Here is a 21,689-nt window from a genome sequence, read left to right as displayed (position 1 = left end):
GCGCACTTTGAATTACGGATAGTTTCCGCAAGTCTTGTGACTCTCATTGTGATCGATGCTCTTCCTCAGACAAATAAGGTTCATCCACTTATATCATGACGAAAGCTCATCTAGGCGCTTTAATGCTTTGTGGTTTTAGCATTTCAATGCCAATACTAAGTTCAGAACTCAATATTTATCTGTGGGAGGATACTATCTCCCCTCAGATTATTTCTGAGTGGAGCGAAAATACTGAAACCAACATTCACCTATATCATTTTGATAATGATGATGAACGCAGCCTGTTAATGGTAAAAAGCCTCCAGCTTCCTTTTGATATTGTCGTACTCGATAATGTGTCTGCACTTATATATTCTCGCCTGAAAACGTTTGAAGATTTAAGTGACCTTGAAAATAGAAAATATAATGACAACAAATGGAACCAAGCTTGTGGCTCTCACGCTATTCCTTATTTTTGGGGAACAGTAGGAATAGCCTATAAGAAAAGTAAAGTCACAGAAGCCCCCACAAAATGGACTGATTTTCTCGATATGCCCGATACACTTAAAGGTCATGTCGGTATGTTGACCGATACGGTCGAAACTCTATTGCCTGCACTGTATAGCCAATCACAATCGCCAATCACTGATGACCAAACTGCACTTAAAAATGCGTATCAGGCAATGCTATCCGTTAATCCCAATATTTTGACCTATGAATATGTGTTGAGTTACGTACGAAGCCATCCTGATAGCGATAATTTACACATGGCACTCGCTTATAGTGGTGATCAATACTCACTAAATAAGTACTTTGGAGGAGACGATTGGGATTTCGTCACACCCAATGGTAAACCTTATATTTGGGTAGACTGCTTAGCCATAAATAGTAATTCCAAAAATAAGCAGCAAGCAAAAGCATTCTTAAATTACCTAATGCTTCCAGAAACTGCCGCAACGAATGCAAAAGATATTAAAGCTGCGACACCGAACTTAAGTGCATTAAAATTGATGCCTAATAGCTATCAAAATGATGCATCATTATTCCCAGATCCGACCTTGCTAGAACAAGGCATCATTGATAGTGAATTGATACCGACCAACATCAGTTTAAGAGCAAAAATCATTAACAGTATTTTGGAACAACATGAAGCTCAACAATAGAATCCTGTTACTGATCGCCCCAGTTATCCTTTTGAGTGCAGCGGCGTCGAGTTACATTATTTACTCTAGCCAAAAAGACGCCTTGCTAAAACGTGAGGAAAGCTATCTACAGCTAAGTATGGAAAAACTCGCAGGGTTGTTTCGCCAGACTCACTCTCTTGTAAATAGTTACGCCTACACACTAACAAAAAGTGACATTATTCGTCATTATGTAGCACATGAAAAAAACCCCTATAGAGAATTAGAATTAGTCGATAATTTTCAGCAAACGTTAGATATTCTTCAATCTCGAGAAGGACGTTTTGTTGCGTTATCTATTTTAGATGGCAGCAAAAATGTACTCTATTATGCTGAAAATAGTATTGACCCGTTCGCAACTATTGACAAAAAAGTACTTAACTATGTGCAAGATACTTTTAATCATACCCAAAAAATATCTGATATTAGCTATATCACTAACTCTAGCGGTGAAGGTATTCTAGTTCGCTATGATGTGCTCGATAAAAAAACGCTAGCTGCACCTCTAAGCTATAACCGAGATCAAATATTTTTTGTCGTTGTCTTCGCTGCACTAGAACAATTTGATCAACTCAGAAAACAAATTGAATTTGATAATCAAAGTACTATTTTCTTCTCTGAAAATTCCAATATAGATAAAATTGGACTGACACAAACCGTTGAATTGAAACCCGGATTGTATGCAACCTTAGATCCAGCCCAGTTTCTTATTAACAATAAACTCAATATTATTTTAAAACGTTTGGCCTTATCATTTGGCACATCAGCATTTGTCACTGTTTTTTTACTGCTATTTTTGCTGTATCGCCATGTCATCAAACCAATATCCCAATTAGATAAACAATTAAAAGAAGTAGAGAATAAGCAGCGTGACAACATTGAGACGCTCGACACCAAAGATGAAATAGGTCGCCTTTCTTCTCGCTTCTACGATATGTATCAAGAGCTTGATACCACTTATAAGAAAACCAAGGCGTTAGCTGAATATGATCACCTAACGAAACTTGCAAACCGCCACCACTTTAAACAATCCGTCGAGCGAGTGCTCTCTAATGCACGATATAACGACAATATTTGGGTGCTGTATATTGATCTTGATAATTTTAAATACGTAAATGATAAATATGGTCATCAGGTCGGTGACACCTTGCTCGTCAATTTTGCCCAGCATGTTCGTTCATTAAGTCACTTCTTCTACACTCAATACCAAGTCAAAAATTTGGCTGCTCGCCTTTCTGGTGATGAATTTTCGATATTTATTTCAGCTCCTAGCTCCTTTAGCCAAGGAGCCACAGAGTTTGCGACTCAGTTATTAGCTCCTATCCAAAATCAAAGTAATTCTCCGCTAGGCAATTTCCCTATCACAGCGAGTATTGGCATAGCCACTTATCCCTTTGATGGAAATACCCTTGAGAAACTACTGTTGAATGCTGACACAGCCATGTATCAAGCAAAAAATGCGGGCAAAAACCAAATTGCTTACTATTCACCCGATCTCGATAAAGGCGTTCAGCGTAGAGCAAATATTGAACAAGCATTACGGTTGGGCGATTTTGAACGAGAATTTAGCCTTGTTTATCAACCCTATTTAAATCGCAATGGCAACACGATTGCGGGGGTAGAAGTTTTACTTCGCTGGGAATCTAAGCAATTAGGGCTAGTGTCGCCAAAAGAGTTTATTCCTATCGCCGAACAAACAGGGCTATTTGGTAGCATTGACAGATGGGTTATTCGCAGCGCTTTCAAGGAGTTTCACGCATTACAAGCCATTAGTGAACATCCAGTGCAAGTGTCAATAAACCTTTCATCAGCAGAACTGAACACATTGCAATTAGCACATTACATTCACAAACATGCACAAGAAAATGCGATTCCCCCACATTTGATTGATTTTGAAATCACAGAAACTTTTGCCACCAACTCTAAAGGGTTTCCTCTACTCCATGAACTTTCTCATTTAGGATATGGGCTCGCGATAGATGATTTTGGTTCTGGTTACACCTCGATCACACAGCTTGTGCAATATCCGGTACAAAAAATTAAATTTGACCGACTATTTTTGGATACACTCATTGCAACCAATAATCAAAAGGTCATTAAGCCACTGATCGACTTATGCCACTCTCAATCGATGCTGGTGACTGCTGAAGGTATTGAAAATCAAGAGATGCATCACTGGCTTGCCGGCTATCATTGTGATTATATGCAAGGGTATTATTTTGCAAAACCTATGACCTTGAATGCCCTCGCTTCATGGTATAAACAACAAAAAGAACTAAGCCTAACTTATGAAAAACGTGACCATTGCCTCTCTTAACCCGGCAAAAATTAACGCGGTACGCAGTGCATTTGAAAGTGTATTTCCACAACAACAATTTGCCTTTACTGGTGTCAGCGTTCCAAGCGGTGTTGCTGATCAACCAATGAGTAATGATGAAACTCATCTAGGCGCGCTTAATCGTGTCCAACATGCTAAAGAAATTTACCCTGGCGCTGATTATTACGTCGGGTTAGAAGCGGGCATAGAAGGGAATGTGACCTTTGCTTGGATGATCATCGAATCGGACACTCATCGTGGGGAATCTCGCTCAGCAAGTTTGATGTTACCGCCTATCGTCTTAGAAAAATTGGCCACCGCCAATGAGCTGGGAGATGTGATGGATGAGGTATTTGCGACGGAAAATATCAAACAAAAAGGAGGAGCGATTAGCCTGTTGACACAAAATCAACTCACTCGCAGCTCTGTCTATCAGCAAGCGCTGATTTTGGCCTTAATCCCGTTTACTAACCCAAGCCATTTTCCTGCAAACTTATCAGTGTAACGCTAGCCAAGCTAGCGTTACACTGAGCTCAGCCGTTTTATTTCAACAATAAAGCGGCGAGTTGGGACTTTTCTTGATCTGATTTGGTTTTCAGCTCATTAGAACCTCGCGTGATCGTCGCAATCCCTACCCCTAACATTTGGCTAATTTGCCGCTGTGATAATTCACCCTTAAATAACTCACATAAAATATTGGCTCTCGCGACCAACGATTCTCGCTCATCCGGTGTCATCATCATCGTAAGTAGCATTTCATGCTGATCTTGCTCAGCGGCATGCTTGACCAATGTCATTAGCTGTTGCCAGTCTGTGTACTCTGGTTGTTGCGACATATTTGTACTCGCTAGGTGATACGTAAGGCTATTGTAGAACTTTCATCTACTATTGGAATCAATATTTTGCATCGATTTCGTTTGCGTTAAGAAATTGACCTTCAACCCCCATCAAATCTCGGTAATAGGTCTCAAACATTAAAATGTTTTGCACATAGCCCCGAGTTTCTTTAAACGGAATAGCTTCAATAAAGGCGTAGGCATCTAACTTGCCTTGGGTCTTCTCTCGCCATTGATTGACCCGACTAGGGCCTGCATTATAAGCAGCAAAAGCAAAAATTCGGTTGTTATCGTATTGCTCTAACAGCCCCTTCAAATAATGGCTTCCGATCTCAATATTCTTACCCACTTGATATAATTCATCTTCACCATTGTAGGTTAGCTGGTACTTTTTAGCGGTATAGCTTGCTGTCCTCGGCATTATTTGCATAATGCCGCGAGCACCTACTGGAGATTGAGCTTCAACATCCATGCCACTTTCTTGGCGAGCTAAAGACATCAACATGATCGGGTCTATGCCATGCTTTTGCCCATAAAAATTAAACCACCATTGATGAGCTAATGGAAAACGCAGTTGGGTGTTATCCCACATTTTTGCAGCAATTGAAGCAGTAACCGTTAAGTGGTGCCAATTTTGAGAGGCCGCATAAGCCGCTAACATCTCTTTTTCTGGCTCCGATACACGCTCAAGCAACCATCGCCATTCGCTTTTTGCTGCGGTAATCTTATCGCGATCAATCAATTCTTGAATTCGCGTTAAGGTGGTTTGATGTGGCTTTAATAGAGTAACGTTTAGCTCGATAGATGAAGTGGGATAGTTAATCGATTGTTTAACCACAGTGGCTGCAGCCACACTGTAAAAATTGCGCTGCCCAGTAATAGATTGCAAACGCTGCATCCCCTTGCTGGTATTTCCTAGCTCGATTTCAGCTCTTGCAAGCCAATACTGCCAACGAATGCTAGATTGCTTCTTCGCTGGTAATTGTTCAATCCAATACTGTAAACCACGCCAGTCTGCCGCTTGTAATGCCAGACGAATTCGCAGCTCTTTCAGAGTGTTATTTGAGCTTTGCTCAATAACGTTATCTCGCCATGTCATTAATAGCTCATCTTCGCTATCCAATAATCGTCTGGCGATGTAGTCAGCCAGTTTCTGACTCGGCTCTTCACTTAAAACTTTGCCTTCAAGTAAGCTTTGATAAACACTTTGCGCTAAAGCAGCATCTTTACGGGCCAGTTTTTCTAACGAAAATTGAACTAGACGCTGGTGAAAATCATCATTCACATTGTGTTTAGCAAAAGTTATCACTTGGTCAGGATTCGCGTACAGATCGAGCATGGATTGCGCGATTGCCTGTGACTTAGCGAGCTTCAGTTTTTTCTGGAGATATTTCATCAGCGTTAGATTTCGTTTATCAAACGCTAGTAGCATACGCTTGAGCACCCAATCATCCGTCAAGCCACCCTGTTGTTCCCAAGCACTAAATAAAGGTTCGCAAGCATCTGCAATACTGTTACCACTCAACCAAAGTTGCTCGGCTCCTTTAAAAGCAACATCTCGATGTCCAGTTTGGTAATGAGCATTGTAATAATGGCAACGATACAATTCGTCATTGGGTTCGTATTTTTGAAACGCTAATAAGGTAGACCATTTTTCTTTGGCTGCTAAAGCATCCAAATAAGGAGCACGAATACGATAAGAAAAAGGAAAAGTCGCATGCGAATCAATAAAGACCTGCACGGCCAGTGGCGGTTTATCGCCAAGATCAACCAGAAATGATCGATAATCTACATAGGGCGTTAATGGATAAGCTGCGATCTTTTTTCTGAGTTTTTTAAATTCATCAACCTTGTTTTCATCAAGCAACTGTTGGGCTTGATCATAGAGCTCTCGCTGGCTATTCAAATCCAGTGTTGAGCCAGAAAACGCTGTGCCGCTCATCAATGAAGTCAAAGCTATCATTGATGAAAAAAGACAATGCGGCTTAAAAAAATGCATAAGCGTCATGTGCTCTCATCCTATCTAAAGCGAGGGGGAATTCACTTCCATTACGCTTATTCTAGATAGAAAAGTAAAGCATCCATATGTAAATAATATTAAATTCATAAAACTGCGACATATGCATAAAGTAACTTAATGCTTATTGGTTAAAGCATATCCAAATCTAGATAACTTGAAGACGCAAGTACATCAGAGAGCCACTGACAACCACCACAAAAAAACAAAGCTATAGAAAGGTATTATTTCCACTTTAAAAACTGGCTAGCTAGTAACAAATAAGGTCACTTTGGTATAAAATAGCTACTTTATTCTGTTACTAAGATTAGGAACAATCGGCAATGGCTGAATACGTATATACCATGTCGCGGGTAAGTAAAATTGTCCCGCCTAAGCGTCAAATTCTCAAAGACATCTCTCTCAGCTTTTTTCCAGGTGCCAAAATTGGTGTTTTAGGTCTTAATGGTTCGGGTAAATCCACCCTACTGCGTATCATGGCCGGCATTGATACTGATATTGATGGTGAAGCTCGTCCACAACCGGGGCTAAAAGTTGGCTACCTTCCTCAAGAACCTGTACTGGATGAATCAAAAACTGTACGTGAAGTGGTTGAAGAAGCCGTTGCAGACGTCGCTGGTGCGCTAACTCGTCTTGATGCAGTTTATGCCGCTTATGCTGAACCTGATGCTGACTTTGATGCGCTAGCAAAAGAGCAAGGCGAGTTAGAAGCCTTGATTCAAGCCAAAGATGGCCACAACCTTGAAAACGCCCTGGAGCGTGCTGCTAATGCATTGCGTTTGCCTGAATGGGATGCAAAAGTTGCAGTTCTATCGGGTGGTGAACGTCGCCGGGTGGCAATTTGTCGTTTGTTGCTTGAAAAACCAGACATGCTGCTACTTGACGAACCAACCAACCACTTGGATGCAGAGTCAGTAGCATGGCTTGAACATTTCCTAGTTGATTATTCAGGAACCGTTGTGGCTATCACCCACGACCGTTACTTCCTTGATAATGCGGCAGGTTGGATTCTAGAACTTGACCGTGGTGAAGGTATTCCATGGCAAGGAAACTACACGTCTTGGCTAGAGCAGAAAGATGAGCGTTTGAAGCAAGAGTCATCGCAAGAAAGTGCTCGTCAAAAAACGATTGAGAAAGAACTTGAGTGGGTACGTAAAAACCCGAAAGGTCGTCAAGCAAAATCCAAAGCACGTATGGCTCGATTTGAAGAGCTAAACACGACAGATCACCAAAAACGTAATGAAACCAACGAACTTTTCATTCCGCCGGGTGAGCGCTTGGGTGATAAAGTGCTGGAAGTTACGAACCTGACTAAATCTTTTGGTGATCGCGTTCTGATTGATAACTTATCATTCAGCATGCCTAAAGGTGCCATCGTCGGCATCATTGGTGCCAACGGCGCTGGTAAATCGACTTTATTTAAGATGCTAAGCGGTGTCGAGCAACCTGACTCGGGGACGATTGAGCTAGGTGACACGGTTAAATTGGCTTCAGTTGATCAGTTCCGCGATAGCATGAACGACAAAAACACCGTCTTCCAAGAGATTTCTGAAGGCGCTGACATCATTAAGATCAACAACTTTGAGATCCCAGCTCGTGCCTACTGCTCACGCTTTAACTTCAAAGGTGTCGATCAACAAAAAGTGATTGGTGAACTCTCAGGTGGTGAGCGTAACCGTGTACACTTAGCAAAACTGCTTAAAGCAGGTGGTAACGTACTGTTACTCGATGAACCAACCAATGACCTTGATGTTGAAACACTACGAGCACTAGAAGAAGCCTTGCTAGAGTTCCCAGGTTGCGCAATGGTTATCTCGCACGACCGTTGGTTCTTGGACCGTATCGCTACGCACATTCTTGATTACCGTGATGAAGGCCAAGTTAATTTCTACGAAGGCAACTACAGTGAGTATACCGATTGGTTAAAACAAACCTTAGGTGCTCAAGCGGCAGAACCACACCGTATTAAATATAAGCGTATTGCTAAGTAATCTATTTACTCTTTTGAGGCCGCTGTTGAGCGGCCTTATTTTTATGGGTAGTAAATACTCTCTCACTTTCTTAAAAAGTCGCGCAAATTCATCTTTAAGAAGGTTCATGACTCAAACGTTATTGATGAAAAATGATGCGAGGTTTGCAAAGGTGAGGAGTTGATTCGCGACACCATCGCTAATTCGGTCTAAACTCACTAGATAATGATTGATCACTAATATAGAGCCGATACTGTAATAGTAAAGGCTCAACAAAGAGAGTGTAACATGATTGAAAGACGCCGCTTTTCACGCATTATCTACCAGATGCCAGCCAGTGTGGTACAAGGTTCCCATCACATCGCCACCACCATTCAAGATTTGTCTCTTCATGGGTTATTACTCTCAAGTCCAAAGAGCGATATACTCAACATCAACGAAACCGCTCAAGTCGAATTTACCCTACCTGAAAGTGATATAACCATTAGCTTAGTCGCTAATTTAATCAGCATTAATAACAACGTTATTCGCGCGATCATTGATCATATTGATATCGACAGCATTGCTCACTTAAGACGCTTGGTTGAGTTGAATGTAGGGGATGATGCCTTGCTCCACCGCGAGCTCGAATACTTATCAGATTTAGGGGATATTGATGCGGAGTAAAAGCGTCGTTTCCATTTTTATCAATGGAAACGACTTTGCTCAATAATGGGGGGGTTTTTAGCTTTCAAGCAATTGATAAACTGAGTTCAGCCTATCCACTTAAGCTCGGTGAATCGCATCATTGGCTTGCTTGAGTAAGTTTTGGCTTTCTAGCATAAATTGTTGTGAGTAATCGCCAAACCATTCACTAACTTTAGAAAAGTTTTCAACAAATGCCTGTTTATCATGGCCATCCAACACCTTCATTGCTTCTCCAAAGCACTGATGGAAACGTTTAATCATCTCGACATTCTCTTCTGACGACAAAATAATGTCCCCATACAGATTCGGATCTTGACCAAACAAACGCCCGACCATCGCTAATTCCAATCGATAAATTGGCGAGCTCAATTGGAGCAGTTTTTGGATGTTGGGATTTTCCTTTGAAAGATGTAACCCATAAACAAATGAAGTGAAGTGACGTAGCGCTTGGATTAATGTCATACCGTGATCATGCTCAGCCGCATCGATCTGGCATAGGCTTGCCCCCCAAATAGAGAACTGCTTCAGAAGCCATTGGTAGTTCACTTCTCCACGACCATCACAATAAACAATCACTTGTTTCGCTAGGCTAGGAACATCAGGTCCAAACATAGGATGTAAGCCAACAACAGGGCCTTGGTGAACCGACATCATGGCTTGCAACGGTTTGGATTTGATCGAAGTAAGATCACACAAGATGCAGTCTGGCGGTAAGTTGCCCAGTTTTTCGATCACACCAACAGTCAAGTGAATAGGAACAGTAACTACGACCAAACCAGCATTGTGCAACATGTCATCAGCTTTATGCCAATCTTGACTGCCGAGTACTTTAACTTGGTAACCGGATAGTTTGAACATACGACCAAATAAACCACCTAGCTGTCCATTACCACCAATGATCACCACCGAACGCAGTTCAGGATTTAAACACTTAAAGCCTGAATCTTTTTCACTGGCATAGGACTCACGCATGGTGCGACGCAAAATATCTTCGATTAACTGAGGGGGGACGCCTTTTTTCTCGGCTTCGGCGCGGCGAGAAGCAAGCATTGCTGCTTCTCTATCTGGCGCATAGATAGGCAAACCGTGCAGGCTTTTCACTTCCCCCACTTTCTCGACTAAAGCTAAACGACGAGCCAATAACTCCACCATTTGTTTATCAACAGCATCAATTTGATCACGTAATTCGTTAAGTTCAACAGCCATGGTACTTCCTTCTACTGACCTTTTAGTCGATTTTCTAAGAACGGAACGAGCTCTAGATGAGCATGGCGTAATAGTGCCTCAGTTGATTGCCAATTGATACACGCATCCGTAATCGAAACACCATAAGCCATTTCACTGAGAGGTAAATCAGATGATTGGCTGCCTTCATTGATATGGCTCTCAATCATCAAACCAATAATAGATTGATTACCCTCACGAATTTGATGAATAACATCTTCCGCAACTAAAGGTTGACGACGGTAATCTTTACGGGAATTAGCATGGCTGCAATCAACCATTAGGGAAGCGTCGAGCTTATGTTTCGCCATCTCTTGTTCACATTCCGCAACAGAGACCGAGTCGTAGTTCGTCTGTTTACCACCACGTAAAATAACGTGTCCATTGGGATTACCCTGAGTAGTAAGCAAAGCCACTTGCCCTTCAGTGCTGATCCCCATAAAACGGTGACTAGAGGAAGCCGCTTGCATCGCATTTATTGCGGTCGCTAAATTACCATCAGTGCCATTTTTAAAGCCAATCGGCATCGATAGACCGCTGGCCATTTCACGGTGAGTTTGTGATTCAGTGGTACGAGCACCAATTGCAGCCCAGCTAAAAGTGTCAGCTAGGTATTGAGGGCTGATCGGGTCAAGTGCTTCAGTCGCAAGCGGGATCTCCATTTCGGCTAGTTCCACTAACAACTGACGCCCGACATGCAAACCATGTTCAATATCAAAACTGCCATCGAGATGTGGATCGTTAATTAACCCTTTCCAACCAACTGTAGTACGTGGTTTTTCGAAATAAACACGCATCACAATGTAAAGCTGATCACTCAACTGTTCAGAAAGGGCTTTTAAGCGCTTGGCGTAATCTTTCGCAGCATCTATATCGTGGATAGAACAAGGGCCACATACCACTAACAATCGATGATCTTTTTTATGAATGATATTGGCGATGGTTTGACGAGAATGCTGAATAAACTGACGAGCTTTATCACTCAGCGGTAACTTTGCTTTTAGTTCATCGGGCGTGATCAACACTTGCTCATCACTGATATTAATATTACTTAGTTCACTTTTCTGCATCTCATCACCTGTATTCTTTTATTTACACAAAAATAAATTTGCGCTTAAAAACCGATAAAGGACAAATTATCAGGCTTAAAAAACATTGCAAGTGTAAATTATAAAAAACATTTAATGTAAATTTAATTTTACACTTATTTTTATCGTGCTTTAAGACAAAAAGTATAAGATGACGCGTGTTTTATTCCGTCTATCTCCCCTAAAATGTCCATTATTACCACTTACTGAGTCAGACTTACTAGGATTTACCATGGATTTAATCCTTTCACTGCTGCAACAGATGTGCGTTTACCTAGTGCTGGCTTACATGCTGAGTAAAACGCCGATTTTTCTACCGCTGCTGAGCATTTCAAACCGGATTAGCCATAAAATCAGCATCTATGTGCTATTTTCGCTGTTTTGCATCATGGGAACCTACTTTGGTTTACAAATCAATGACGCTATAGCCAATACACGCGCGATTGGCGCAGTGATGGGCGGTTTATTTGGTGGTCCTGTGGTTGGCTTTGCTGTCGGTTTTACAGGAGGTATGCATCGTTATACTTTAGGTGGTTTCACCGATGTCGCCTGCGCGATTTCAACAACAGCAGAAGGGCTGATTGGTGGCTTGCTGCACACTTACTTGCTACGTAAAGGCAAAGGACGCTTACTGTTTAGTCCTAGCATTGTGTTCGCTGTTACCCTATTTGCCGAAATTGTGCAGATGCTACTCATTTTGTTAGTCGCCAAACCTTTTAATGAAGCTTATGCATTAGTCTCGACTATTGCAGCCCCCATGATCATCGCCAATTCAGTTGGCGCTGCGCTGTTTATGAGCATTCTGCAAGATAGGAAAACCATTTTTGAAGAGTACTCAGCCACATTTTCTCGGCGTGCTCTCAACATTGCCGAACGCTCTGTCGGAGTGTTAGCCAACGGCTTTAACCCACAAAATGCAGGCAAAGTGGCACGCATTGTTTACGAACTCACCAACGTCGGTGCAGTATCCATTACTGACCGAGAAAAGATTCTCGCTTTCGTTGGTATTGGGGATGATCACCATAAACCAAATACGCCTATCTCCTCCCAGAGCACACTCGATGCGATCACTAGAAATAGTATTATTTACCTTGATGGTAAAGATTCACCTTATCAATGTTCTTTGTCGAAGAGCTGCAAACTTGGGTCAGCACTCATTATTCCATTACGAGCAGGAGATCGAGTAATTGGAACCATAAAGCTGTACGAACCGAAGCGGAAGTTGTTTTCAACCATTAACATGTCAATGGCTGAGGGAATCGCTCAGTTGCTATCAAGCCAGATCTTATATGGTGAATATCAACAAAAACAAATACTACTTTCGCGGGCTGAAATAAAACTATTACATGCTCAAGTGAACCCTCACTTCCTATTTAATGCTCTAAATACCATCAGTGCAGTCATTCGCCGAGATCCCAATAAAGCACGAGATTTGATTCAGCATTTATCACATTTCTTTCGCAGCAATCTCAAACAAAATATTGAAACAGTCACACTCAAAGAAGAAATTGCTCACGTCAAAGCTTACTTAACCATAGAGCAAGCTCGCTTTGCTGATCGTTTAGAAGTTGAAATTGAAATTGAAGATTCATTACTTGAACGCAATGTTCCTAGCTTTACGCTACAGCCGTTGGTAGAAAATGCCATTAAACACGGCACATCAAATTTATTAGCTGGAGGGAAAGTCCGTATTTTTAGCCAACAACAAGCTGAAGGGTATCGAATCGTGGTTGAGGATAATGCAGGCAGTTACCAGGCACCACGCGAAGACTACGATGGACTGGGCATGCAAATCGTCGATAAACGATTAACCAATAAATTTGGACCGCAATCTACACTTAAAACAGAAGTATTAGCAAATCAATACACACGAATGAGCTTTCTCATTCCTTATAAAGGATCTTATTAAGGTAATCACATGCTTACGGTACTGGTCATTGATGATGAGTTATTCGCTCGGGAAGAGCTAATTGAACTACTAGAAGAAACAGGACAAATTGACGTTATTGGTCAGGCAAGCAATGCCATTGAAGGGCTAAAGAAAATTAATCAATTAAAACCCGATGTGGTTTTTCTTGATATTCAAATGCCACAAATAACAGGTATTGAATTACTGGGTATGCTTGACCCAGAAACCATGCCAAATGTTGTATTTGTGACCGCTTATGATCAATATGCGATCCAAGCTTTTGAAGATAACGCTTTTGATTACCTACTCAAACCTGTAGATACCGAACGTTTGAAAAAGACTATCCAACGTTTAGTGCGCAGTGATAAGAAAAAAAACGATGCTTCCATCTTAGCACCAACCAGCCTAGACCAAGTACCATGCATCGGCCTAAATCGGATTGTGATCCTTGCTACCAAAGATGTTGAGTTTGCTTACAGCGATATCAGTGGTGTACATGTGCAAACGGCTCAACAGCGAGCCACCAGCCAATTAACGCTCAAAGTTTTAGAAGAAAAAACGCCCTTGGTGCGCTGTCATCGCCAATATTTAATTAACACCAAAGCCATTAAAGAGATCAAGTTGTTAGAAAATGGGTTGGCAACCATCGTCACTCGGAGCGAACATCAGGTGCCCGTTAGCCGCCGTTATCTCAAAAGTTTGAAAGAAGTGTTGGGCTTTCATTAAACCACTGGCCAAAACGCCACAACGATAGAGAGTGTGGCGTTTTATGAATTTCTAACCCAGCATGCGCTTGATCGCTTCCGAGGCTTGTTTCCACTGAGTCGAGCTGTGTAACTGCGATAACGTAAATGACTCGCGCTTAAGCAAACCCTCTGCGGCGGGGACGTTTAATATCGGTAAATTGTCCAAGACTTCAACCTGAGCATCGCGTTGGTTACACACTAAAAGCATGTCGCACCCCGCCACCAATGATTGATGAGCCCGCTCTGCTGGTCCGCCCATGACAGACGCCCCTTCCATAGTAAGATCATCAGAGAAAACCAGCCCTTTAAACCCTAATTGCTGACGTAAAATCTGTTTTAACCAGTACTGTGATCCACTTGCTGGCTGCGCATCATACTGAGGGTAAATAACATGTGCGGGCATCATCGCATCTAATAATCCCGCTTCAATTTGAGCTTTAAAAATCGCCATATCGACATCAAAAATAGTGTCTCGCTGGTCATAAGGCGTTTCTAAATGTGAATCGGCAATAACACCACCGTGTCCTGGGAAATGCTTTCCAGTCGTTGCCATACCAATCTCTTTCATTCCCTGCATATAAGCGGAGCTATAACGAATGATGGTATTGACATCATGGCCAAATGCGCGACTCCCAATAGCTTTACACTCATGGCCTTTATCCAGTACTGGCGCAAAACTGAGATCGATATCATGGGCGATCAATTCCGCAGCCATCAGCCAACCACCTTGTCGAGCAAGCGCTTCACCATTGCTGTGCTGCGCATAATCTTGTGCGGCAGGGATCAGCGAAAAGCCCTCTCGAAAACGCTGAACACGACCACCTTCTTGATCAACACCAATCAAAATGGGACGTTTTGCCGCTTGGCGAATGGCTTTATTAAGAGCCAAAAGTTGCTGGTTATCATGGTAATTACGAGCAAATAAGATCACGCCACCTACCGTTGGGTGCTCAAGAATATCTTTGTCTTCAGCGCTCAGTTCACAACCAGCCACATCTAGCCATAACGGTCCCATGCTTACTCCAATAATTTGGTTAAATAGTTAATTTGACGAGATTATTCGCTTTGAATTTCTATTACAATGCTTTTGTTTGAGCCAACAGCAATGGAAATAGGAGCAGCCAATGACAACTTGTGAACGTTACATCGGTGTCATGTCAGGTACTAGCATGGATGGGGTCGATACCGCCTTAGTCGAAATTAATGATCAGCACATCCGCTTACTAGCTCATGATGATTTCCCGATGCCTGATGCGTTAAAACAGCGGTTACTTGAAATCTGCATCGGCCAGCCAACCAATTTAAAAATGATCGGGGAACTTGACCACCAGCTCGGCCATCTCTTTGCCGAAGCAGTCCATGCGCTATTGGATAAATCCGGCTATCAAGCAAGTGATATTCGAGCGATTGGTTGTCATGGCCAAACCGTGTTCCATCAACCGACTGGTGATTACCCATTTACCATGCAAATCGGTGATGCCAACATCATTAGTACTCAAACGGGTATTGATACCGTTGCCGATTTTCGCCGCAAAGACATGGCGCTCGGTGGACAAGGTGCCCCACTAGTTCCGGCTTTCCACGATACTATTTTCAAATCGACAGACTCAACGGTTGTGGTACTCAACATCGGTGGTATTGCTAATATTTCAGTACTTCGACCGCAGCAAAAAGTACTCGGTTATGATACAGGCCCTGGCAATATGTTGATGGATGCGTGGTGTTTCGAACACACAGGACGTTCGTTTGATCTTGATGGTGCTTGGGCAAGAACAGGACAACTAAATCAACCACTGCTAACCCTTTTATGCCAAGAGCCTTATCTTGCCTTGAGCGCGCCTAAAAGTACCGGAAGAGAGCTATTTAATCGGCCATGGTTACAACAAAAAATCGCGGGGTTATCTGTAGCGGCGCAGGACGTTCAACGTACCTTATGCGAATACACGGCACTAACCATTGCCACTGAAGTGAATCAATACCAATTCGGTCCACATCCAGAACTCTTATTGTGTGGTGGCGGAGCTCGCAACCCCTTGCTTGTTGAATGCTTACAAACCCATCTACCTAGCTGGCGTATTGCACCAACCAGCAGCAAAGGCGTGGATAGTGACTACATGGAAGCGATGGCGTTTGCTTGGCTCGCTCAACGAAGAATGCACAACCTGCCAAGTAATTTACCTGAAGTTACCGGCGCACACGGCCTCGCTTCGCTTGGGGTAATTTATTCTGCTCATTAATCAGTAAGGAATGTTATGACCAACGATGCGCTTATTGCTGCACTTTCTCATCTGGTGTCTGATGCTGGCAACCCAGAAACAAGGGATATCGACCAGCTACCTACTTCAAAAATTGCTGAAAGTAGTAATCAGAAGTTACTCGCCCGAGCAGTACGAATTGTAATGCAAGCAACAGATTGCGAAAGAGCAGAAGCAGAGGCGCTTTTAGAACAAACTCACAACAATACAAAAGTCGCCATTTTGATGAGCCTAACTGAGCTGAACTATCAGCAGGCAATGGAAAAGTTGGCTGAATCCGACGCTTTTTTACGTCGTTCGATGGAAAAAGGTGAGAGCCACTAGTGGCTCTCGTTGATTTTAATCAAAGAGACAATAGTTTCACCCTCTACAGGTTCAAATACCTGTGTATCGTGGTACATCTGAATTCGACCTTTTAGATTCACAACAAACAAAGGCAGCACAAAACTTTCTTTATGTCGCTGTAGATAATCTTGATAAGTAAAGTTTCCGCTCAGTTTGGTATGTTTAACTTCCGCACCTTGGTTGATCAAACTGGCCAGTTTTTTGTAGCTCACGTCACCATTAAACAATGACAAACCATGATATTCCTGAGCCACTTTATGCTTATCGCTACTGCTGCTATTAAGGTGATCGTTCAGACAAAAAACCCGCTTTTCACCAAAATCACTGAGAAAATGCATGCACGCCATAATATTGAAATGCTTATCTGGTGTGAGTGCGACCACATGTCCAATACCGATCAAATCCAAATATTCATCGGCATGGCTGGAGATGGGGTTACCATAATAATTAGCAAGCCCAGCCATTCGAGCTTGACTAATATAGTCCCAGTTTGAATCCGTCAATACGACTCGACAATCGTACTTCGCAAACGCTTTTCCAAGCTCTCTTGCTACATCATTCGCACCAATAACCAAAAAGCCTCGCGGGGCAGGTTCTGCAACTTGCAAAGCTATGGCGATAGGACGTGCTGTCGCACTTTGCAAGATAACGGTACCAATAATGACCATAAACGTTAATGGCACCAGTAGCGTCGCACCCTCTACACCTGCCGACGTCAGTTTTATTGCAAACAGTGACGAAATTGAGGCAGCGACAATTCCTCGCGGAGCAACCCAAGCTAAAAATGTCTTCTCTTTCAGCGATAACGAGCTGCGAGCCGTGGCTATAAAAATGGACAAAGGGCGAGAAACTAACTGCATCAACACAAACAATAATAGAGCGCTCCAACCCAATGCTTGGAAATCTGCAATCTCTATACGTGCCGCCAAAAGAATAAAGAGGCCAGTGATCAGCAAAATAGTCAGGTTCTCTTTAAAGTGCAAGATGTGCTGAATATTGACATTTTTAGCATTAGCGAGCCACATCCCCATAACCGTCACTGTCAGCAAACCAGATTCTGATTCAATAGCGTTAGATGCTGAGAAGACCCCAAGCACCACAGCTAATACAGCGAAAGGTTGTAAATATTCAGGCAACATGCCTCGCCTTAATACCACCGCGACGGCTTGTCCCGCGGCTGCGCCTATTGCTAAACCCACGGCGAGAATTAAAGCAAAGACATACAAGCTATGCACTTCACTGCTAGAAACAATAAATTCATACACCATCACCACAAACAACGCGCCCAGAGGATCGATCAGTATCCCTTCCCAACGTAATATATTGGAAAGCCGAACATTTGGCCTAACAGTACGCAATAGCGGGACAATAACGGTAGGTCCAGTAACAACCGTTAAGCTACCAAACAGTAATGCCAACGACCAATCAAAGCCCAGCAGGTAATGTGTAACCGCGCTGGTTACTCCCCATGAAACAAGCGCACCGAGCGAGACGATGCTCCACACAGTATGATTCACACCGCGAATTTCTTTAAAGTTAAGCGTTAAACTACCTTCAAACAAAATAACAGCAACAGCAAGAGAGATAAGAGGAAATAGCAATTCACCGAGTAAAGCTTGAGGCTGCAACCACCCCGTTAAGGGACCAACAACTAGCCCTGCGATCAATAGAAATAAAATAGCTGGCAGTCGCAAGCGCCATGCCAGCCATTGACACGCTAAACCAAGAACGCCAATAGCCGCAATGGCCAAAGCGATAAACTCTTCATGCATATACTTTCTCTAAAAAAGAGTGTTGTAGTGGTGATACTTTAAATGGGCAAACTAGTTTGTGAATTCATTCCAACCGCGTTGCCATTCCATACGAAATTTCTGCGCATCATCAGTGCCTTCACACACCCCTTCATAAAATTGGCCAGACAACCCCATTTGATAGGCAAAATTAGGATTGCAATACTCTTTAACACCTTGCGTATAACCTAACTCGTAATCCGCTTGTTTGACCGAGCCTAGTTCTGATAACAATTTATAACTGCGTTGGCTGTGACCTGCCACACCGTCTTGATAACCAATTTGCTGCCAGTTGCCTTGCTGAGCAAGCTCAGCCTCAGAGGCAACACAACCCGTTAAAGCCATTACAACCAACACTACATTTAACTTTTTCATTATTTTCCTTAATTTATGCTTTTTATTCAGCCTAGCAGTTAACGTAAAAAATGACGACTCATTGCCACATCGTCGCACAAAATGCCACTAATTGAAGGACAACACCAATCTATTATCAAGTGAGGGGATGATAAATACTGAAAACCACTTATTGAGTAAAATAACCATTAAAGTGGCTATATTGCCACTGACCTGAAAAGGGAAGGTTTATTGTTAATGGAGCCTTTATTATCGACAGTGAGCTTAATTCATTAATAAAGGACAATTGCTATGATGTGGTTTCTAACCTGTGTCGCAGCGCTACTTGCTGGATATTTCATCTACGGTGCTTTCGTAGAAAAAGTATTTGGAATTAACGAAAACCGTAAAACCCCTGCCCATACAAAATCAGATGGCGTCGACTATGTTCCGATGTCGACCAAAAAAGTTTACTTAGTACAACTGTTGAACATCGCTGGTGTCGGCCCTATTTTTGGCCCGATCATGGGCGCATTATACGGCCCTGCGGCTATGCTGTGGATTGTTGTTGGCTGTATCTTTGCGGGTGCGGTACATGACTACTTCTCTGGAATGTTATCCATCCGCAACGGTGGTGCTTCTGTACCAACCATTACAGGTCGTTACCTAGGCAATGGCGCAAAACACTTTATGAACATCTTTGCCATTGTTCTACTTTTACTGGTCGGTGTTGTTTTCGTATCTGCTCCTGCCGGCATGATCACTAATCTTATCAATGAACAAACTAGCCTAACAGTTAGCATGACTTCTATGGTTGTGATCATTTTCGCTTACTACATTCTGGCGACGATTGTACCAGTTGATAAAATCATTGGTCGCTTCTACCCACTGTTCGGTGCACTACTGATCTTTATGTCAGTTGGATTAATGACCGCAATTGCACTATCTAGCGAACATACGGTAATGGGTGGCTTTGAGATGAGCGACATGTTCACCAACATGAACCCGAATGATCTTCCACTTTGGCCTGCACTGTTTATCACTATTGCTTGTGGTGCTATTTCAGGTTTCCACGCAACGCAATCACCCTTGATGGCTCGCTGTATGGAAAACGAGAAGAATGGGCGCTTTGTGTTCTACGGTGCCATGATTGGCGAAGGCATTATCGCGCTTATTTGGTGTGCTATTGCCCTATCCTTCTTTGGTTCTTTAGACGCATTATCTGAAGCGGTGAAAAATGGCGGCCCAGGCAACGTAGTCTACAGTGCATCATTTGGCTTACTTGGCGTATTCGGTGGCATCATTGCTTTCCTAGGAGTGGTCATTCTGCCAATCACCTCTGGCGATACCGCTTTCCGTTCAAGTCGCTTAATTCTTGCTGAATACTTTAACATGGAGCAAAAAACGCTGCGTAACCGCCTGATGATGGCATTGCCTCTGTTTGTTCTTGGTGGGGTATTGACTCAAGTAGATTTCGGCATTATTTGGCGCTATTTCGGTTTTGCCAACCAAACCACTGCCGTGATGATGCTTTGGACAGCTTCAGCCTATCTATTACGCCATAATAAACTGCACTGGATTGCAACTGTTCCAGCCATGTTTATGACAACCGTCTGTGCAACTTTCATTTTAAGTAACAGCACATTAGGTTTTGGTTTACCAATGCAAATCTCAACCATTGCAGGGATTCTATTCACTCTAGCCGTTACCGGATATGTGATTAAAATTTCAAAAGGTAAAGGTGATAGCGACTTAGCCGATGATGAAGAACAAGCTAAAGCCGTAACAAAAACCGCGTAATACATACTGTATTACACAAATAGAAAAGGGGTTCCGTTGCTGGAACCCCTTTTCTCAATCAAGACAAAAATTAATCGCTGGTTTTATTCAATTTGTTTAATTTGCAGCTCTTTCGGTACTTCAAAAAACATATTTTCTTCACGTCCTAAAACCTCTTCAACACTCTTTGCACCAAGATCTTTAATTCTTTGCAGAATTTGGTCGACTAACTCTTCAGGTGCAGAGGCTCCGGCTGTTACGCCAACTTTTTGCTTTCCATCAAACCATTTAGGGTCAATGTCTTCAGGGCAATCGGTCAAATAACCTGGTGTCCCAAGTTTTTCCGCCAGCTCTTTCAAACGAGTGGAGTTAGATGAATTTTTCGATCCAACCACAACCACTATATCCACCTCTTGAGCAAGCTGACGTACTGCATCTTGACGATTTTGCGTTGCGTAACAAATGTCATCTTTACGAGGACCTTGGATATCAGGAAAGACTTCACGCAGCTTATCAATGACATCGGCCGTTTCATCAACAGACAAGGTTGTTTGGCTAACATAGTGCAAATGGCTTGGGTCTTTTACTAGCGCCTTAAGTGCATCGACATCTTGTGGGGTTTCCACCAAATACATGCCACCTTCTTGGCTAGCGTATTGCCCCATGGTGCCTTCAACTTCAGGGTGTCCAGCGTGACCAATCAGTACCACTTCCATACTTCTGCGACTTGCACGAGCCACTTCCATATGCACTTTAGTAACCAAAGGGCAAGTTGCATCAAAAACAGTTAAAGCGCGCTCTTGAGCTTCCTTTCTCACCGCTTGTGACACACCATGAGCCGAAAAAATGACGATATTGTCATCGGGTACTTCGTGTAAATCTTCAACAAAAATCGCACCACGTTGCTTTAGCCCCTCAACAACAAAACGGTTGTGAACCACTTCATGTCTAACATAAATAGGTGGTTGATATAACTCAAGTGCTCTCTCAACAATGCTGATTGCACGATCAACACCGGCACAAAAACCACGAGGGTTTGCTAACAATATTTTCATTTCATTGCTCATTGAATGGGTTATCACTGGTAACGAATACTAATCACAGTAAATAAGTGTTCAGAAATAGCGTAGGAAAAATGCTTGATAACAAGGCGGAATTTTTCGATAAGTAGCAATTCTACAATCAAAAACTCTAACGCCGTTATCGAGTGTTTCAACAAGCTAGAATGACCCG

Annotated in this window: 17 protein-coding genes and 1 pseudogene; 10 read left to right on the top strand and 8 right to left on the bottom strand. The window is 42.6% G+C overall.

The features are described 5' to 3' along the window. Nucleotides 1-122: 122 nt before the first annotated feature. The 3 genes from EYW48_RS03735 to yjjX are packed head-to-tail and all read left to right on the top strand — an operon-like array spanning nucleotide 123 to nucleotide 3,982. Nucleotides 123-1,142 carry a spermidine/putrescine ABC transporter substrate-binding protein gene (locus tag EYW48_RS03735; protein WP_255091694.1) on the top strand — a complete coding sequence of 340 codons (1,020 nt, stop codon included), beginning with the start codon at nucleotides 123-125 and terminating at the stop codon, nucleotides 1,140-1,142. Next, nucleotides 1,126-3,477, top strand: coding sequence for an EAL domain-containing protein (locus EYW48_RS03730; protein WP_168523144.1), 2,352 nt, complete (start codon nucleotides 1,126-1,128; stop codon nucleotides 3,475-3,477). The genes EYW48_RS03735 and EYW48_RS03730 overlap by 17 nt, the downstream gene beginning before the upstream one ends. After that, nucleotides 3,449-3,982, top strand: a complete 534-nt coding sequence (gene yjjX, locus EYW48_RS03725; RefSeq protein WP_171980866.1) for an inosine/xanthosine triphosphatase — start codon at nucleotides 3,449-3,451, stop codon at nucleotides 3,980-3,982. The genes EYW48_RS03730 and yjjX overlap by 29 nt, the downstream gene beginning before the upstream one ends. A 37-nt stretch (nucleotides 3,983-4,019) precedes the next feature. Here yjjX and trpR read toward each other — a convergent pair whose 3' ends face one another. Further along, the gene (gene trpR / locus EYW48_RS03720) at nucleotides 4,020-4,313 is read right to left on the bottom strand and encodes a trp operon repressor (RefSeq protein WP_053311214.1); all 294 of its coding nucleotides are present in this window, start codon (nucleotides 4,311-4,313) and stop codon (nucleotides 4,020-4,022) included. Nucleotides 4,314-4,371: 58 nt separating this feature from the next. Beyond that, nucleotides 4,372-6,321 (bottom strand): murein transglycosylase, encoded by a 1,950-nt coding sequence (gene sltY / locus EYW48_RS03715; RefSeq protein ID WP_277431872.1) that lies wholly within the window; start codon nucleotides 6,319-6,321, stop codon nucleotides 4,372-4,374. Between the two features lie 332 nt (nucleotides 6,322-6,653). On the opposite strand from sltY, the gene ettA reads away from it, so the two are divergent. Both ettA and EYW48_RS03705 read left to right on the top strand, forming a co-directional pair. After that, nucleotides 6,654-8,321: an energy-dependent translational throttle protein EttA gene (ettA, locus tag EYW48_RS03710; protein ID WP_053311216.1), complete on the top strand. Its 1,668-nt coding sequence runs from the start codon at nucleotides 6,654-6,656 to the stop codon at nucleotides 8,319-8,321. A 267-nt stretch (nucleotides 8,322-8,588) separates the two neighbouring features. After that, entirely contained in the window at nucleotides 8,589-8,966 is a 378-nt protein-coding gene (locus tag EYW48_RS03705) for a PilZ domain-containing protein (protein WP_053311217.1), read from the top strand. Between the two features lie 99 nt (nucleotides 8,967-9,065). Here EYW48_RS03705 and tyrA read toward each other — a convergent pair whose 3' ends face one another. Further along, nucleotides 9,066-10,193, bottom strand: coding sequence for a bifunctional chorismate mutase/prephenate dehydrogenase (gene tyrA, locus EYW48_RS03700; protein WP_171980863.1), 1,128 nt, complete (start codon nucleotides 10,191-10,193; stop codon nucleotides 9,066-9,068). Nucleotides 10,194-10,204: 11 nt separating this feature from the next. Further along, on the bottom strand, nucleotides 10,205-11,281 hold the full coding sequence (locus tag EYW48_RS03695; protein ID WP_053311219.1) for a 3-deoxy-7-phosphoheptulonate synthase: 1,077 nt from the start codon (nucleotides 11,279-11,281) through the stop codon (nucleotides 10,205-10,207). A gap of 250 nt (nucleotides 11,282-11,531) precedes the next feature. On the opposite strand from EYW48_RS03695, the gene EYW48_RS03690 reads away from it, so the two are divergent. Both EYW48_RS03690 and btsR read left to right on the top strand, forming a co-directional pair. Further along, complete coding sequence (locus EYW48_RS03690) at nucleotides 11,532-13,208, top strand: sensor histidine kinase (protein WP_277431871.1); 1,677 nt, start codon at nucleotides 11,532-11,534, stop codon at nucleotides 13,206-13,208. Between the two features lie 9 nt (nucleotides 13,209-13,217). Next, nucleotides 13,218-13,934 carry a two-component system response regulator BtsR gene (gene btsR / locus EYW48_RS03685; protein ID WP_277431870.1) on the top strand — a complete coding sequence of 239 codons (717 nt, stop codon included), beginning with the start codon at nucleotides 13,218-13,220 and terminating at the stop codon, nucleotides 13,932-13,934. Between the two features lie 51 nt (nucleotides 13,935-13,985). Here btsR and nagZ read toward each other — a convergent pair whose 3' ends face one another. Further along, on the bottom strand, nucleotides 13,986-14,969 hold the full coding sequence (gene nagZ / locus EYW48_RS03680) for a beta-N-acetylhexosaminidase (protein WP_277431869.1): 984 nt from the start codon (nucleotides 14,967-14,969) through the stop codon (nucleotides 13,986-13,988). 109 nt (nucleotides 14,970-15,078) lie between these two features. Here nagZ and EYW48_RS03675 point away from each other — a divergent pair, with 109 nt between their 5' ends. Continuing rightward, nucleotides 15,079-16,191, top strand: coding sequence for an anhydro-N-acetylmuramic acid kinase (locus EYW48_RS03675; RefSeq protein ID WP_171980861.1), 1,113 nt, complete (start codon nucleotides 15,079-15,081; stop codon nucleotides 16,189-16,191). Nucleotides 16,192-16,311: 120 nt separating this feature from the next. Next, nucleotides 16,312-16,533: pseudogene (murQ, locus tag EYW48_RS03670) on the top strand (N-acetylmuramic acid 6-phosphate etherase); the annotation flags it as partial. Here murQ and EYW48_RS03665 read toward each other — a convergent pair. Next, a complete protein-coding gene (locus EYW48_RS03665; RefSeq protein WP_277431868.1) occupies nucleotides 16,530-18,326 on the bottom strand; it encodes a sodium:proton antiporter in 1,797 nt (598 codons plus the stop codon). The pseudogene murQ and the gene EYW48_RS03665 overlap by 4 nt on opposite strands. Before the next feature lie 51 nt (nucleotides 18,327-18,377). Continuing rightward, nucleotides 18,378-18,719, bottom strand: a complete 342-nt coding sequence (locus tag EYW48_RS03660) for a DUF2799 domain-containing protein (protein ID WP_168523160.1) — start codon at nucleotides 18,717-18,719, stop codon at nucleotides 18,378-18,380. 270 nt (nucleotides 18,720-18,989) lie between these two features. Here EYW48_RS03660 and EYW48_RS03655 point away from each other — a divergent pair, with 270 nt between their 5' ends. Further along, a complete protein-coding gene (locus EYW48_RS03655) occupies nucleotides 18,990-20,477 on the top strand; it encodes a carbon starvation protein A (protein WP_053311227.1) in 1,488 nt (495 codons plus the stop codon). 83 nt (nucleotides 20,478-20,560) lie between these two features. Here EYW48_RS03655 and ispH read toward each other — a convergent pair whose 3' ends face one another. Then, entirely contained in the window at nucleotides 20,561-21,523 is a 963-nt protein-coding gene (gene ispH / locus EYW48_RS03650) for a 4-hydroxy-3-methylbut-2-enyl diphosphate reductase (protein WP_171980860.1), read from the bottom strand. Between the last annotated feature and the right edge of the window lie 166 nt (nucleotides 21,524-21,689).

The organism is Vibrio sp. 1180_3 (genome assembly GCF_029478545.1).
In the GTDB taxonomy this organism is placed as follows: Bacteria; Pseudomonadota; Gammaproteobacteria; order Enterobacterales; family Vibrionaceae; genus Vibrio; species Vibrio aestuarianus.
The sequence above is the reverse complement of the archived record's forward strand: the minus strand, read 5'-3'. Positions and strand labels throughout refer to the sequence as shown.

Excerpts from the sequence above, each read along its gene's own strand:
- EYW48_RS03735 (WP_255091694.1), top strand. The coding sequence starts at position 123 with ATGCTTTGTGGTTTTAGCATTTCAATGCCAATACTAAGTTCAGAACTC.
- EYW48_RS03730 (WP_168523144.1), top strand. The coding sequence starts at position 1,126 with ATGAAGCTCAACAATAGAATCCTGTTACTGATCGCCCCAGTTATCCTT.
- yjjX (WP_171980866.1), top strand. The coding sequence starts at position 3,449 with ATGAAAAACGTGACCATTGCCTCTCTTAACCCGGCAAAAATTAACGCG.
- trpR (WP_053311214.1), bottom strand. The coding sequence starts at position 4,313 with ATGTCGCAACAACCAGAGTACACAGACTGGCAACAGCTAATGACATTG.
- sltY (WP_277431872.1), bottom strand. The coding sequence starts at position 6,321 with ATGACGCTTATGCATTTTTTTAAGCCGCATTGTCTTTTTTCATCAATG.
- ettA (WP_053311216.1), top strand. The coding sequence starts at position 6,654 with ATGGCTGAATACGTATATACCATGTCGCGGGTAAGTAAAATTGTCCCG.
- EYW48_RS03705 (WP_053311217.1), top strand. The coding sequence starts at position 8,589 with ATGATTGAAAGACGCCGCTTTTCACGCATTATCTACCAGATGCCAGCC.
- tyrA (WP_171980863.1), bottom strand. The coding sequence starts at position 10,193 with ATGGCTGTTGAACTTAACGAATTACGTGATCAAATTGATGCTGTTGAT.
- EYW48_RS03695 (WP_053311219.1), bottom strand. The coding sequence starts at position 11,281 with ATGCAGAAAAGTGAACTAAGTAATATTAATATCAGTGATGAGCAAGTG.
- EYW48_RS03690 (WP_277431871.1), top strand. The coding sequence starts at position 11,532 with ATGGATTTAATCCTTTCACTGCTGCAACAGATGTGCGTTTACCTAGTG.
- btsR (WP_277431870.1), top strand. The coding sequence starts at position 13,218 with ATGCTTACGGTACTGGTCATTGATGATGAGTTATTCGCTCGGGAAGAG.
- nagZ (WP_277431869.1), bottom strand. The coding sequence starts at position 14,969 with ATGGGACCGTTATGGCTAGATGTGGCTGGTTGTGAACTGAGCGCTGAA.
- EYW48_RS03675 (WP_171980861.1), top strand. The coding sequence starts at position 15,079 with ATGACAACTTGTGAACGTTACATCGGTGTCATGTCAGGTACTAGCATG.
- EYW48_RS03665 (WP_277431868.1), bottom strand. The coding sequence starts at position 18,326 with ATGCATGAAGAGTTTATCGCTTTGGCCATTGCGGCTATTGGCGTTCTT.
- EYW48_RS03660 (WP_168523160.1), bottom strand. The coding sequence starts at position 18,719 with ATGAAAAAGTTAAATGTAGTGTTGGTTGTAATGGCTTTAACGGGTTGT.
- EYW48_RS03655 (WP_053311227.1), top strand. The coding sequence starts at position 18,990 with ATGATGTGGTTTCTAACCTGTGTCGCAGCGCTACTTGCTGGATATTTC.
- ispH (WP_171980860.1), bottom strand. The coding sequence starts at position 21,523 with ATGAGCAATGAAATGAAAATATTGTTAGCAAACCCTCGTGGTTTTTGT.